Origin of the sequence: Streptococcus sp. UBA4344 (genome assembly GCF_002393675.1) — a bacterium.
GTDB classification, from domain to species: domain Bacteria; phylum Bacillota; class Bacilli; order Lactobacillales; family Streptococcaceae; genus Streptococcus; species Streptococcus vicugnae.
Genome location: NZ_DGTE01000033.1, coordinates 38,659 through 52,923, shown reverse-complemented (window position 1 = coordinate 52,923; position 14,265 = coordinate 38,659). Strand labels below are relative to the sequence as shown.

The 14,265-nt window shown below is 37.9% G+C and carries 12 protein-coding genes; all 12 read left to right on the top strand.

What is annotated here, in order from left to right; all coding sequences use genetic code 11:
* Window positions 1–85: 85 nt before the first annotated feature.
* The 12 genes from glyQ (at window position 86) to pbp2X (ending at window position 14,259) form a co-directional block, all read left to right on the top strand.
* Entirely contained in the window at window positions 86–1,003 is a 918-nt protein-coding gene (gene glyQ, locus B4D49_RS06760; protein WP_006531137.1) for a glycine--tRNA ligase subunit alpha, read from the top strand.
* Window positions 1,003–3,042, top strand: coding sequence for a glycine--tRNA ligase subunit beta (gene glyS / locus B4D49_RS06755; RefSeq protein ID WP_286783606.1), 2,040 nt, complete (start codon window positions 1,003–1,005; stop codon window positions 3,040–3,042). The genes glyQ and glyS overlap by 1 nt, the downstream gene beginning before the upstream one ends.
* Before the next feature lie 129 nt (window positions 3,043–3,171).
* Entirely contained in the window at window positions 3,172–3,429 is a 258-nt protein-coding gene (locus tag B4D49_RS06750; protein ID WP_039695920.1) for a DUF896 family protein, read from the top strand.
* A gap of 154 nt (window positions 3,430–3,583) precedes the next feature.
* Window positions 3,584–5,569: a transketolase gene (gene tkt, locus B4D49_RS06745; RefSeq protein WP_132869266.1), complete on the top strand. Its 1,986-nt coding sequence runs from the start codon at window positions 3,584–3,586 to the stop codon at window positions 5,567–5,569.
* 148 nt (window positions 5,570–5,717) lie between these two features.
* A complete protein-coding gene (locus B4D49_RS06740) occupies window positions 5,718–6,011 on the top strand; it encodes a bacteriocin immunity protein (protein ID WP_074482654.1) in 294 nt (97 codons plus the stop codon).
* 22 nt (window positions 6,012–6,033) lie between these two features.
* A complete protein-coding gene (locus tag B4D49_RS06735; protein ID WP_074482655.1) occupies window positions 6,034–6,765 on the top strand; it encodes an ABC transporter ATP-binding protein in 732 nt (243 codons plus the stop codon).
* Between the two features lie 4 nt (window positions 6,766–6,769).
* A complete protein-coding gene (locus tag B4D49_RS06730; RefSeq protein WP_132869334.1) occupies window positions 6,770–8,389 on the top strand; it encodes an ABC transporter permease in 1,620 nt (539 codons plus the stop codon).
* Between the two features lie 108 nt (window positions 8,390–8,497).
* Window positions 8,498–9,301, top strand: a complete 804-nt coding sequence (gene proB / locus B4D49_RS06725; protein WP_132869335.1) for a glutamate 5-kinase — start codon at window positions 8,498–8,500, stop codon at window positions 9,299–9,301.
* Window positions 9,302–9,316: 15 nt separating this feature from the next.
* Window positions 9,317–10,567 (top strand): glutamate-5-semialdehyde dehydrogenase, encoded by a 1,251-nt coding sequence (locus B4D49_RS06720; protein WP_132869336.1) that lies wholly within the window; start codon window positions 9,317–9,319, stop codon window positions 10,565–10,567.
* Between the two features lie 150 nt (window positions 10,568–10,717).
* The gene (gene rsmH, locus B4D49_RS06715; protein ID WP_024344632.1) at window positions 10,718–11,668 is read left to right on the top strand and encodes a 16S rRNA (cytosine(1402)-N(4))-methyltransferase RsmH; all 951 of its coding nucleotides are present in this window, start codon (window positions 10,718–10,720) and stop codon (window positions 11,666–11,668) included.
* The gene (ftsL, locus tag B4D49_RS06710) at window positions 11,668–11,991 is read left to right on the top strand and encodes a cell division protein FtsL (RefSeq protein WP_286783605.1); all 324 of its coding nucleotides are present in this window, start codon (window positions 11,668–11,670) and stop codon (window positions 11,989–11,991) included. The genes rsmH and ftsL overlap by 1 nt, the downstream gene beginning before the upstream one ends.
* A gap of 3 nt (window positions 11,992–11,994) precedes the next feature.
* A complete protein-coding gene (gene pbp2X / locus B4D49_RS06705; RefSeq protein WP_286783604.1) occupies window positions 11,995–14,259 on the top strand; it encodes a penicillin-binding protein PBP2X in 2,265 nt (754 codons plus the stop codon).
* The last annotated feature ends 6 nt before the right edge of the window (window positions 14,260–14,265 follow it).

Sequence of the window (14,265 nt, the reverse complement as noted above, 5' to 3'; positions counted from 1 at the left end):
GTTTTGGCGGTTCTTTTATTATGGAAAAACGCTTATTCACCGTAGGTGCTTCGCAAATTAAGTTACTAAAACAAGGAGTAGATGTATGTCTAAAAAATTGACTTTCCAAGAAATTATTTTGACTTTGCAACAATTTTGGAACGACCAAGGTTGTATGTTAATGCAAGCTTACGATAATGAAAAAGGTGCTGGTACAATGAGCCCTTACACATTCCTTCGTGCCATCGGTCCAGAACCATGGAATGCAGCTTATGTAGAACCATCACGTCGTCCTGCAGATGGTCGTTACGGTGAAAACCCTAACCGTCTTTACCAACACCACCAATTCCAAGTGGTTATGAAACCATCTCCATCAAACATTCAAGAACTTTACCTTGAGTCATTGGAACGTTTGGGAATCAACACTTTGGAACACGATATTCGTTTCGTTGAAGATAACTGGGAAAACCCATCAACTGGTTCAGCTGGTCTTGGATGGGAAGTTTGGCTTGACGGTATGGAAATCACTCAATTTACTTACTTCCAACAAGTTGGTGGTTTGCAAACTGGTCCTGTAACTTCAGAAGTTACTTACGGTCTTGAACGTTTGGCATCATACATCCAAGAAGTGGATTCAGTTTATGATATCGAATGGGCTCCAGGTGTAAAATACGGTGAAATCTTCCTTCAACCAGAATTTGAACACTCAAAATACTCATTTGAAATTTCTAACCAAGACATGCTTCTTGAAAACTTTGAAAAATTTGAAACAGAAGCAAAACGTTGCTTGGAAGAAAACTTGGTTCACCCAGCGTATGACTACGTTTTGAAATGTTCACACACATTTAACTTGCTTGATGCGCGTGGTGCTGTTTCTGTAACAGAACGTGCAGGTTACATCGCTCGTATCCGTAACTTGGCTCGTGTCGTTGCTAAAACATTTGTGGCTGAACGTAAACGTCTTGGTTACCCATTGCTTGATGAAGCAACACGTGAAAAACTTTTGAAGGAGGATGCTGAATAATGGCTAAAAATTTACTTGTAGAACTTGGTTTAGAAGAATTACCAGCTTACGTGGTTACTCCAAGTGAAAAACAACTTGGCGACCGCATGGCAGCATTTTTGAAAGAAAAACGTTTGGCATTTGAAAGCATTCAAACTTTCTCAACTCCACGTCGTTTGGCTGTACGTGTGATTGGTCTTGCTGATGCACAAACTGATTTGATAGAAGACTTTAAAGGTCCTTCTAAGAAAATCGCCTTGGACGCTGATGGCAACTTTACAAAAGCTGCACAAGGTTTTGTTCGTGGTAAAGGTTTGACAACTGATGACATTGAATTCCGTGAAGTTAAAGGCGAAGAATATGTCTATGTTACAAAACACGAGGCAGGAAAAGCTGCTAAAGAAGTACTTGTTGACATTCCAGAAATCTTATCAGCAATGACTTTCCCAGTAAACATGCATTGGGCAAATAATACATTTGAATACATCCGTCCTGTTCACACATTGACAGTTCTTCTTGACGACGAAGCTTTAGACCTTGATTTCTTGGATATTCATTCAGGTCGTGTGAGTCGTGGTCACCGTTTCCTTGGTCACGAAACAGAAATCGCTAACGCTGATTCATATGAAGAAGATTTGCGCAAAGTCTTTGTTATCGCTGATGCTAAAGAACGTCAAGACATGATTGTTAACCAAATCAAAGATATTGAAAAAGCACAAAATGTTCAAGTCGAAATTGACGATGAATTGCTTAATGAAGTTCTTAACTTGGTTGAATACCCAACTGCCTTTATGGGAAGCTTCGATACTAAATATCTTGAAGTTCCAGAAGAAGTTCTTGTGACATCAATGAAAAACCACCAACGTTACTTTGTTGTCCGCGATCAAGATGGTAAATTGATGCCAAACTTCATTTCAGTTCGTAACGGTAACGCTGAACACATCGAAAATGTTATCAAAGGTAACGAAAAAGTGCTTGTGGCTCGTTTGGAAGATGGTGAATTCTTCTGGCGTGAAGACCAAAAACTTAAAATCGCTGATCTTGTTGCAAAACTTGATAACGTTACATTCCACGAAAAAATCGGTTCACTTTCTGAACACATGAACCGTAGCAAAGTCATTGCTGCTTACCTTGCTGAAAAAGCTGGTGCTTCTGCAGAAGAAAGCAAAGCACTTGCACGCGCTGCTGAAATCTACAAATTCGACCTATTAACAGGTATGGTTGGTGAATTTGACGAATTGCAAGGTATCATGGGTGAAAAATATGCCCTTCTTGCTGGTGAAGATGCCGCAGTAGCAACAGCTATTCGCGAACACTATCTTCCAAACTCAGCTGATGGTGACCTTCCAGAAACTAAAGTTGGTGCACTTTTGGCACTTGCTGATAAATTGGATACAATCCTATCATTCTTCTCAGTTGGCTTGATTCCATCAGGTTCAAACGACCCATACGCTCTTCGTCGTGCGACAGCTGGTGTGGTTCGTATCATGGATGCCTTTGGTTTGAAAATTCCAATGGATGAATTGGTTGACAACCTTTACGCTTTGGAATTTGATAGCTTAACATACGAACACAAAGCAGAAGTGATGGACTTCATTCGTGCACGTGTTGAAAAAATGATGAACAAATCAGTTTCTAAAGACATTAAAGAAGCTGTTCTTGCTGGTTCAAACTTTGTTGTTGCTGAAATGCTCGAAGCAGCTGATGCTCTTGTTGAAGCAAGCAAAGCAGAAGGTTATAAAGCAGCAGTTGAAAGTCTTTCACGTGTCTTCAATCTTGCTGAAAAAGCAGCAGCTGATGTGGCTGTAGATGCAAGCTTGTTTGAAAATGATGAAGAAAAAGCATTGGCACAAGCTGCATCAGAATTGAACTTGTCAGGTAATGCTAGCGATAAATTGGCTCAATTGTTTGCATTGAGCTCAGTTATCGACAAATTCTTTGACAATACTATGGTAATGGTAGATAATGAAGCTGTTAAAAACAATCGTTTGGCTATCCTTGCTGAATTGACAGCAAAAGCTAGCAGCGTAGCAGCATTTAACAAATTGAATACCAAATAAGCTTAAGAAATCTACTCTTTGAGTAGATTTCTGACTTATATCGGACTTCTGAATTTTAGAGGTTTTGGTAAATTATAGAAAGGAATAGCGTACGAAACAGTTGTTTTGTATGTTAGGTGAGTCTTACTCATGAATGAAAAAAAGATTCAACGTATTAATGAACTTGCGCGTAAGAAAAAAACAGTTGGTTTGACTGGTCCAGAAAAAGTCGAACAAGCTAAACTTCGCAAAGAGTATATTGAAGGTTACCGTCATTCACTTCTTCACCACATTGCAGGTATTAAGATTGTCGATGAAGATGGAAATGATGTGACACCAGAAAAACTTCGTCAATTGCAACGTGAACGTGGTTTGCATGGCAGAAGCCTTGACGACCCAAATTCGTAAGAATATTTACAGCTCAGCCATTATGGTTGAGCTTTTTTAGAAAATGTTTACAAAAATCCAAATAATAATTTAATTTAAAAAGTCAAGTATTTTATGTTATAATAGAATCCGAACAATAATACTTTAAGTCCTTAAAAACAGAAAGGTTTCACTCATGACATTTGATGCTATTGATCAGTTGGCAGTCAATACTGTCCGTACGCTCTCAATTGATGCCATTCAGGCTGCTAATTCAGGTCACCCAGGCCTTCCAATGGGAGCTGCACCTATGGCTTATGTTCTTTGGAATCATGTAATGAATGTTAATCCGAAGACAAGCCGTTCTTGGTCTAACCGAGATCGTTTTGTATTATCTGCGGGTCACGGTTCTGCCCTTTTATACAGCCTTCTTCACTTATCAGGCTATGATGTAAGCATTGATGATTTGAAGAATTTCCGTCAATGGGCTTCAAAAACACCAGGTCACCCAGAAGTAAACCACACAGATGGTGTTGAAGCAACTACTGGACCTCTTGGACAAGGGATTGCTAACGCTGTTGGTATGGCAATGGCAGAAGCTCACTTGGCAGCTAAATTTAACAAACCAGGTTTTGATATTGTTGACCACTACACATATGCTTTGCATGGTGATGGTTGTTTGATGGAAGGTGTCAGCCAAGAAGCAGCAAGTCTTGCTGGACATCTTAAACTTGGTAAATTGGTTCTTCTTTACGATTCAAACGACATCTCACTCGATGGTCCGACATCAAAAGCTTTCACAGAAGATATTAAAGGTAAATTTGAAGCTTACGGTTGGCAACATATTTTGGTTAAAGATGGTAACGATCTTGAAGCTATTGCAAAAGCAATTGAAGAAGCAAAAGCTGAAACTGAAAAACCATCTATCATCGAAGTCAAAACAATCATCGGTTTCGGTGCTGAAAAACAAGGAACATCTGCAGTCCACGGTGCTCCTCTTGGTGTTGATGGTATTGCCTACGCTAAAAAATCTTACGGTTGGGAATATCCAGAATTTACAGTACCTGAAGAAGTGGCTAAACGCTTCGAAGTTGGTATCAAATTCCGCGGTGAAGCTGCTCAAAATGCATGGGAAACTAAATTCCGTGAATATGAAGCTGCTTATCCAGAATTGGCTGCTGAATACAAAGCAGCATTTGCTAACAAACCAGTTGATGTAAAACTTGAAGACTTCGAACTTGGAACAAGTCTTGCTAGCCGTTCATCAAGTCAACAAGCTATCCAACAAATTTCAGCACAAGTTCCATCATTCTGGGGTGGTTCAGCTGACCTTTCTGCATCAAATAATACAATGGTCAAAGTAGAATCTGACTTCCAACCAGATAACTACCTTGGTCGTAACATTTGGTTTGGTGTACGTGAATTTGCTATGGCAGCAGCAATGAATGGTATTGCTCTTCATGGTGGTACTCGCGTTTACGGTGGTACATTCTTCGTATTCTCAAACTACCTTCTTCCTGCTGTTCGTATGGCTGCTCTTCAACAATTACCAACAGTTTATGTTATGACACACGATTCAATCGCTGTTGGTGAAGATGGTCCAACTCACGAACCAGTTGAACAATTAGCTAGCGTTCGTTCTATGCCTAACCTTAATGTTATTCGTCCAGCAGATGGTAACGAAACAAATGCTGCATGGAAACGTGCTCTTGCTGAAACTGATCGTCCAACAATGCTTATCCTAACTCGTCAAAATCTTCCTGTTCTTGAAGGAACAAAAGAATTGGCAGAAGAAGGATTGAACAAAGGTGCTTACATTATTTCAGAAGCTAAAGGTGATCTTGATGGTATCCTTATCGCTACAGGTTCTGAAGTGAAATTGGCTCTTGATACTCAAGCTGCTTTGGAAGCTAAAGGTGTTCATGTTCGAGTGGTTTCAATGCCAGCTCAAAACATCTTTGATGAACAAGATGCTGCTTATAAAGAAAGCATCCTTCCATCTAACGTTACAAAACGTTTGGCAATTGAAGCTGGTTCAAGCTTTGGTTGGGGCAAATATGTTGGTCTCCAAGGTAAAACTCTTACAATCGATACTTGGGGAGCTTCAGCACCAGGTGCTAAAATCTTTGAAGAATATGGATTCACAGTTGACAACGCTGTTAACCTTTACGAATCATTGTAATCTTTGATTATTTATAGATAGAAGTCCTTGCTTTAGCAAGGGCTTTTTATAATTAGTTGACAAATAAAGTAAGAAAAGGTAATATATTGTAAAACCTTATTTGTGTTATTATGATAGTACAAATAATCTTGGGGGAAGGTGAGATTTAATGGAAGAAAAATGTAGTAAGTTATATTCAGCTATTAAAGTCGCTTATGAAGATATGATTGTCAGACAAGATATAGAACTATCAAAGATTTTACTATCAGCGTCTAATGAAGTTATCAAGAGTAGAGATGCTGGTTTATGTGCTTTGCATTTAAATCGCAAACTAAATCTCTACAGCGCTCATAACGATTTAATTTTGCCGCGTGGTGTTAAGGAATTAAAAAAATTAACTCAACAGTGGGCAAGAGATTATTACGAAAAAAAAGAAGTCTCTAAGTGGATAAAGTCACTTTGAGGAGATTAGGGGGAAAGAAAAAATGATTCGTTTTGAACATGTTTCAAAATTATATGGGGATAAGGAAGCACTTAGTGACCTAAACGTGAGTATTGAAAATGGGGAAATTTTTGGTTTAATTGGTCATAATGGTGCTGGGAAAACAACAACTATTAGTATCTTGACGTCAATTATTGATGCGACATACGGTGAAGTTTACGTGGATGATTTGGCACTTTCTAAACATCGTGATGAAATCAAAAAACGTATTGGTTACGTCCCAGACTCACCTGATTTGTTCTTGAATTTGACAGCTAGCGAATACTGGCATTTTTTGGCTAAAATCTATGGTGTTGCTGATGCGGAAGCTTCTGAACGAATTGATCGTTTGTCGCACTTATTTGATATTGCAGAACATGTCGATGACTTGATAGAAAGCTTCTCACATGGGATGCGTCAAAAAGTGATTTTAATTGGAGCTTTGATTTCGAATCCTGATATCTGGATTTTGGATGAACCATTGACTGGTCTTGATCCTCAAGCTTCTTTTGATTTGAAAGAAATGATGAAAGAACACGCTCGTGGTGGCAATACAGTTTTGTTCTCAACACACGTTTTAGCAGTTGCGGAACAATTGTGTGATCGTATTGGTATCTTAAAAGAAGGTAAATTAATTTTTGTTGGTTCTTTAGAAGAACTAAAAGCTAATCACCCTAACAAAGATTTGGAAACTATTTACCTAGAACTTGCGGGGCGCAAGGTAGAAGAGGGGTGAGCGTATGAACTGGTCAACTGTTTGGGAACTCGTTAAGATTAATATTCTATATTCAAATTCACAAACTGTAACTGCAGTTAAACGTAAGCAAGAAAAGAACCCAAAGAAAAATTTTTCAATGTACAAGAGTGTGATTCGTCAGCAAATTTTCTTGAGTCTTTTCTTTGCGGTGATTTACATTTTTATGTATGTCAACCTAGATTTTAACTACTATCCAGGTTACTTCACTTTTTATACTGCTATCTTTTTTATCATGGCAACTTTAAATGCATTTACCGCCATGTATAGCATTTTTTATGAAAGTGATGATGTTAAGCTTTATGCACATTTACCAATAAAATCAAGTGAACTTTATTTAGCAAAAGTAATCTCAAGTTTTGGAATGGGACTAACTTTTTTGATGCCCATATTATCACTCTTTTTCATAGCTTATTGGCAAATGGCAGGCCTTTTAGTTGCCATTATTGCAACTTTGATTGGATTTGGCATTCTTTTTCTAACGTCAACAGTGCTGTCACTTTATGTCAATAGTTTTGTTGGTAGCTTAATTGCTCGTAGTCACCATCGAAAATTGATTTCAACAGTTTTGATGTCACTTTCTACGATTGGTGCAGTAGGGGCCATTCTTTATATGAATGTCATCAACAGTAGAAATATGGGTGATGTTACAGCAATTACTGATTGCCCAGTTATTCCTTATTTTAGAGGTTTTTATGATCTTGTTAAAGCCCCCTTTAGCTTGGCGACAGTTTTGAATTTTTATTTACCTGTACTTGTTCTTTGCGGCCTAGTGATTGGTCTGGTTAAATGGGCGATGCCAAATTATTACCAAAGTACTTTGTATACTAGACCTAAAGAAGTTAAGGCTAACAAGCAGCCAAAATCTCATTCAGGTAAAATTCCTTCGTTGACAAATATGATGATTCGTCATCATACGTCGACACTTCAAAACGCAACCTTACTCAGTCAGACTTATTTAATGCCTTTGATTTATGTGGTGATTTTCTTAACCCCAATGCTGGTCAATGGATTTTCTTTAGCTAAGGTATCTAACCAGTATTTTGGAATAGCTTTGTTGGTTGGAGCTATTTTGGGAACAACTTGTGCTATGCCAACGACTTTATTAGGTGTTGGGATTTCACTTGAAAAAGAGAATTATAATTTTTTGAGAACTTTGCCGCTTAATTTTAAAGGTTTCCTTATTCAGAAATTCATCGTTTTGGCTTTTCTTCAAGCCTTAGTTCCTGCTTGTGTTTATTTGGTTGTTGGGTTATGGCTTTTACACCTAAGTTTGCCACTGATGTTAGCCTTCTTGCTGGGATTGTGCGCTATGATTGCTATTCAAGGACAAGTCATGTATTGGCGTGACTATAAGCATCTCAATCTGCTTTGGCAAGATGTGACACAACTCTTTAATCGCAATTCTGGTCAGTGGCTTGCCTTCGCTATTATGATGTTAGCTTATCTTCTTGGTGGAGGACTTGCACTAGGCTTAGTGATTCTTGGTAATGCAATTCATCAGGTACAACTTATTAATATGACCGTGGCAATTGTTTTAATCATTTTAGCAATTATCAGTCAAGTGCTGATTAGCCACAATTTTTGGAAGAAAATCTCACACTAATTTCTAAAATCTCCTGAAATTAGGATGAGAATTAAAACTGACTAAATAGTTAGATAAAACCTTATAAAAACAGTTCCTAGGACTGTTTTTTTAGTGTATAATAAGCGTATGAAACGAAATTTTGAATCAGTACAACGAATTGTTATAAAAATTGGGACAAGTTCTCTTGTCATGCCAAATGGCAAAATTAACCTTGAAAAAATTGATCAGCTAGCCTTTGTTATTTCTAGCTTAATGAATAAAGGAAAAGAAGTTGTTTTGGTATCATCTGGTGCCATGGGATTTGGTCTTAATGTCTTGAATATGGACAAACGTCCAACTGAGATTGCACGTCAACAGGCGGTGTCAAGTGTTGGACAGGTTGCTATGATGAGCCTCTACTCACAAATCTTTTCACATTATCAAACAGAAGTCAGTCAGCTTTTGATTACACGTGATGTTATCGAATATCCAGAAAGTTTGACAAACTTCACCAACGCTTTTGAAACTCTTCTTTCAATGGGAATTGTTCCAATCGTTAATGAAAATGATGCTATCAGCGTTGATGAAATGGATCACGCAACAAAATTTGGTGATAATGACCGACTTTCTGCCATCGTTGCTAAAGTGACAAAAGCAGATTTGCTAATCATGTTATCAGATATTGATGGTCTTTATGATAAGAATCCAAATGTTTATGAAGATGCTAAACTTCGTGAACATGTTACTGAAATTACTGATGAAATTATTAAGTCAGCTGGCGGTGCCGGTAGTAAATTTGGTACTGGTGGCATGCTTAGCAAGATTAAGAGTGCTCAAATGATTTTTGATAATAACAGTCAGATGATTTTAATGAATGGTGCAAATCCACGTGATATTTTACGTGCTCTTGAAGGTGCTAATATCGGAACATGGTTTTCACAGTCTAAGTAATAAAGGAGGCTTGAAATGAGCTATATTGATGAACTAGGTAAAAATGCAAAAACAGCTTCTCAAAGTTTGGTAAAGCTTGGGACAGCAGAGAAAAATAAAATCTTGGCTCAAGTAGCGGACGCTTTGCTTGCTGAAACAGATTTTATCTTGCAAGAAAATGCACGTGATGTGGCAAAAGCGCAAGAAAATGGCATTTCACCAGTTATGGTGGATCGCTTGCGCCTAGATGCTGGCCGCATTGAAGGTATTGTCGAAGGTGTTCGTCAAGTAGCTGATCTTCAAGACCCAATTGGACAAGTTGTTCGTGGCTATACGAATCTAGATGGCTTAAAAATTGTTCAAAAACGTGTGCCATTAGGTGTCATTGCTATGATTTTTGAAAGTCGTCCAAATGTCTCTGTCGATGCTTTTAGCCTTGCTTTCAAAACAAGTAATGCCATTATTTTACGTGGTGGTCGTGATGCCATTCATTCAAATACTGCTCTTGTAACAGTTATCAGAAAAGCTCTAGCTGAGGAAGGAATTGACCAAAATGTGGTTCAATTAGTCGAAGATACTAGCCACGCTGTTGCTGAAGAGTTGATGCAAGCTGTCGATTATGTTGATGTTTTGATTCCACGCGGTGGTGCTCGCTTGATTCAAACAGTTAAGGAAAAATCTAAAGTTCCTGTTATTGAAACAGGTGTCGGAAATGTTCACATTTATGTTGATGATTCAGCAGATCTTGATATGGCAACTAAGATTGTAATCAATGCTAAAACACAACGTCCAAGTGTTTGTAATGCAGCAGAAAGTTTGCTAGTGCATAAAGATGTCGCAGGAATTTTCTTACCACAATTAGAAGAAGCGATTAATAAGGTTCATGCGGTTGAGTTCCGAGCTGATGAGAGAGCACTAGCCATTTTCAAAAATGCAGTAGCTGCAACGGTAGATGATTACGCAACTGAGTTTTTAGATTACGTCATGTCTGTTAAGGTTGTTGATTCGCTTGATGAGGCTATTGACTGGGTAAATCATTATACAACACACCACTCTGAAGCTATTGTGACAAAAGATTTGGAACATGCTGAGCGTTTCCAAGATGAAGTGGATGCAGCGGCAGTTTACGTTAATGCGTCAACACGTTTTACGGATGGATTTGTCTTTGGTCTAGGTGCTGAAATTGGGATTTCAACACAAAAAATGCATGCGCGTGGCCCAATGGGCTTGGAAGCTTTAACTAGTACAAAATTTTATATTAATGGTAGAGGACAAGTTAGAGAATAAGCTGATTTTCTAATAAGGCTATTTTCAAGTGGCTGATAGTCTATATAAATTCAAATAATTACCAAGTATCTCAATTATGGGATACTTGGTTTTTCTATTTCTCCCTATCTTTTAAGGAAGAATCTTTCTATTTGTGTTATAATGAAAGGTATGACAAAAGACTTTCATCATATTACAGTACTTCTACATGAAACCGTTGATATGCTTGATATCAAGCCAGATGGAATCTATGTAGATGCAACGCTAGGAGGAGCAGGACACAGTGAATATCTCCTCTCTAAGCTTGGCCCGAATGGTCATCTTTATGCTTTTGACCAAGACCAGACGGCTATTGATAATGCACAAATTCGACTAAAAGATTATATTGAAAAAGGACAAGTCACTTTTATCAAGGACAACTTCCGAAATCTTGCTTCAAATTTAGCAATGCATGGAGTAACTGAGATTGACGGTATTTTATATGACCTTGGAGTGTCAAGTCCGCAACTAGATGAACGTGAGCGTGGTTTTTCATACAAGAAAGACGCTCCGTTAGATATGCGTATGAATCGTGAGCAAGATTTGACAGCTTACGATGTGGTAAATACATACGACTACCATGATTTAGTGCGCATTTTTTACAAATACGGTGAGGACAAGTTTTCTAAGCAAATTGCTCGCAAAATTGAGCAGGCTAGACAAGTTAAACCGATTGAAACAACAACTGAATTAGCAGAAATTATTAAATCAGCTAAGCCTGCTAAAGAACTTAAGAAGAAAGGTCATCCTGCTAAGCAGATTTTCCAAGCTATTCGAATCGAAGTTAATGACGAGCTTGGGGCAGCTGATGAGTCTATCCAACAAGCTATTGATTTGTTAGCAGTGGATGGTCGCATTTCTGTGATTACCTTCCATTCTCTTGAGGATCGTTTGACAAAACAATTGTTCAAAGAAGCATCAACAGTTGAGGTTCCAAAAGGTTTGCCATTTATTCCAGATGACATGCAACCAAAACTTGCTTTAGTCAATCGCAAACCAATTTTGCCTAGTCAAGAAGAATTAGAAGCCAACAATCGTTCACATTCTGCCAAGTTACGTGTGGCTAGAAAGGTTCGTAAGTAATGACTGAAAAACACCGTAATGAAGCCATTGCTAAGGCTCTTAAACGTCGTATTCGAAAATTTTCACGCATTGAAAAAGCTTTTTATGGTTCAATTATTTTAACGGCTATTACCATGGCGATTAGTATTATTTACCTTCAAAGCCGTAATCTTCAAGTACAACAGCAAATCACTGATTTAAATAGTCAGATTACTGAAGTACAGACAAATTACGACAATGCTAAACAAGAGGTTAACGAACTGTCAAGTCGTGACCGTGTTGAGCAAATTGCACAAAATGCTGGTTTAACAAGCCAACAGGATAATATTAAACAGGTGGAGTAGTCTATGAAAAAATTAATGAATCGTTTTTTAGACTATGTGGTAAAGGACAGACGCACACCCGATAAGAATCGCGAGCGTGTTGGTCAAAATCTGATGATTTTGGCAGTCTTCCTTTTCTTTGTGTTTATTATCAATTTCGCGATTATTGTGGGAACAGATACCAAGTTTGGTCATAATCTATCTAAAGAAGCCTCAGATGTTTACCAACAAACAGTGACGGTTCAAGCCAAACGTGGTACGATTTATGACCGTAATGGTGTTGCACTGGCTGAGGATTCGACAACTTATAGTGTTTATGCTATTATTTCGAAATCTTATGTGTCAACAACGGGTGAAAAACTCTATGTTAAAAAATCTCAATACGATAAAGTTGCTGAGATTTTGAATGCCCAAATCGGTATTGATAAAGACGAAGTCTTAAAACAATTGAATCAAAGTGGGCTTTTCCAAGTGTCATTTGGAAGTTCAGGGTCTGGTTTATCATACAGTAAGAAATCAGAAATTGAAACAGCTATGAAGGACGCTGGAATTAAGGGAATTGGATTTGAATCAACACCTGGACGTATGTATCCAAATGGTGTCTTTGCTTCGCAATTCTTAGGACTTGCCCAATTAAAAGAAAATAAAGATGGTAAAACATCAAGTCTTGTCGGAACCTCAGGTTTAGAAGCTTCTTTAGATGATGTTCTATCAGGGACAGACGGAAAAGTCACTTATCAAAAAGATAAAAATGGTAACTTATTATTAGGAACTGAAACAACTGTAAAACGAGCTGTTGATGGGAAAGATGTTTATACAACACTTTCTGAGCCATTACAATCTTATCTTGAGTCACAAATGGATATTTTCCAAAATGATGCTCAAGGTAAATATGCCAGTGCGACAGTGGTTAATGCTAAGACAGGAGAAATCTTAGCAACGACACAACGTCCAACTTATAATGCACAGACAATGGAAGGTTATAATGAAGATAACCTAAAAACATGGAATACCCTTCTATATCAAAGTTATTATGAACCAGGGTCAACCATGAAAGTAATGACACTTGCCTCAGCTATCGATGATGGTATTTTTACGCCAAATGAAGTGATTTCAACAATCAACGGTATTACAGTTGCTGATACAAAAATCAATGACTGGAACGTCAACGAAGGTAACACTTCTGTTCAATATATGACGTATGCCCAAGGGTTTGCTTGGTCAAGTAACGTTGCTATGACAAGTCTTGAACAAAAAATGGGTAATGACAAATGGCTAAACTATTTGTCTAAGTTTAAATTTGGTTACCCAACACGTTTTGGAATGGTTAATGAAGGTAGCGGTTTGTTGCCATCAGACAATGAAGTAACCATTGCTATGAGTGCATTTGGACAAGGTATTGGTGTGACGCAAGTTCAAATGTTGCGTGCCTTTACTGCGATTTCTAATAAAGGTGTCATGCTTGAACCACAATTTATTAGTCAAATCTACGATCCAAATAATAATACAGCCCGTAAAGCGTCAGCTGAAGTCTCTGGTAAACCTGTCTCAGAAAATGCTGCTAATCAAACACTTGATTACATGGTAACGGTTGGTACAGATTCACAATTTGGTACTTTGTATGATAACACAGAAGGAGCACCGGTTATCCAAGTTGGTGATTACTCAGTCGCTGTCAAATCAGGTACTGCCCAAATTGCGGCACCTGCCGATCAAGGTGGAGGCTATTTGACAGGTGACAATGATTACATCAACTCAGTTGTTGCCATGGTGCCATCAGATGATCCTGATTTCATCATGTACGTCACTCTTCAACAACCCACAACAAATTTCAAACGTAATTTCTGGAAAGATGTTGTAAACCCAGTACTTGAACGTGCTATGATGATTAAAGATACTTTGACAAGTACAGCTGTGACTGGTACTGATACAGAAACAAAATATCAATTAAAAGATTATATCGGAAAAGCACCTGGTGATACCGCTCAGGAACTTCGTAATAATCTTGTTCAACCAGTTGTTGTTGGGTCAGGTAATAAAATTAAGAAAATATCTAAAAAAGTCGGAAGTAACCTTTCACAAAATGAACAAGTGCTTCTTTGGACAGGAAAATTAAAAACAATGCCTGACATGTATGGTTGGACGAAAGAAAATGTTGAAAAATTTTCTAAGTGGACTGGAATCAAAGTGACTTTTAAAGGTTCTGGTTCTAAGGTAACTAAGCAAAGTGTCGATTCTGAAAAAGATATTGACCACGTCAAAAAAATTAAAATTACTCTAGGAGACTAAACTAAA

Bases quoted from the DNA above. Each gene is read 5' to 3' on its own strand.
- glyQ (WP_006531137.1), top strand. From the start codon at position 86: ATGTCTAAAAAATTGACTTTCCAAGAAATTATTTTGACTTTGCAACAA.
- glyS (WP_286783606.1), top strand. From the start codon at position 1,003: ATGGCTAAAAATTTACTTGTAGAACTTGGTTTAGAAGAATTACCAGCT.
- B4D49_RS06750 (WP_039695920.1), top strand. From the start codon at position 3,172: ATGAATGAAAAAAAGATTCAACGTATTAATGAACTTGCGCGTAAGAAA.
- tkt (WP_132869266.1), top strand. From the start codon at position 3,584: ATGACATTTGATGCTATTGATCAGTTGGCAGTCAATACTGTCCGTACG.
- B4D49_RS06740 (WP_074482654.1), top strand. From the start codon at position 5,718: ATGGAAGAAAAATGTAGTAAGTTATATTCAGCTATTAAAGTCGCTTAT.
- B4D49_RS06735 (WP_074482655.1), top strand. From the start codon at position 6,034: ATGATTCGTTTTGAACATGTTTCAAAATTATATGGGGATAAGGAAGCA.
- B4D49_RS06730 (WP_132869334.1), top strand. From the start codon at position 6,770: ATGAACTGGTCAACTGTTTGGGAACTCGTTAAGATTAATATTCTATAT.
- proB (WP_132869335.1), top strand. From the start codon at position 8,498: ATGAAACGAAATTTTGAATCAGTACAACGAATTGTTATAAAAATTGGG.
- B4D49_RS06720 (WP_132869336.1), top strand. From the start codon at position 9,317: ATGAGCTATATTGATGAACTAGGTAAAAATGCAAAAACAGCTTCTCAA.
- rsmH (WP_024344632.1), top strand. From the start codon at position 10,718: ATGACAAAAGACTTTCATCATATTACAGTACTTCTACATGAAACCGTT.
- ftsL (WP_286783605.1), top strand. From the start codon at position 11,668: ATGACTGAAAAACACCGTAATGAAGCCATTGCTAAGGCTCTTAAACGT.
- pbp2X (WP_286783604.1), top strand. From the start codon at position 11,995: ATGAAAAAATTAATGAATCGTTTTTTAGACTATGTGGTAAAGGACAGA.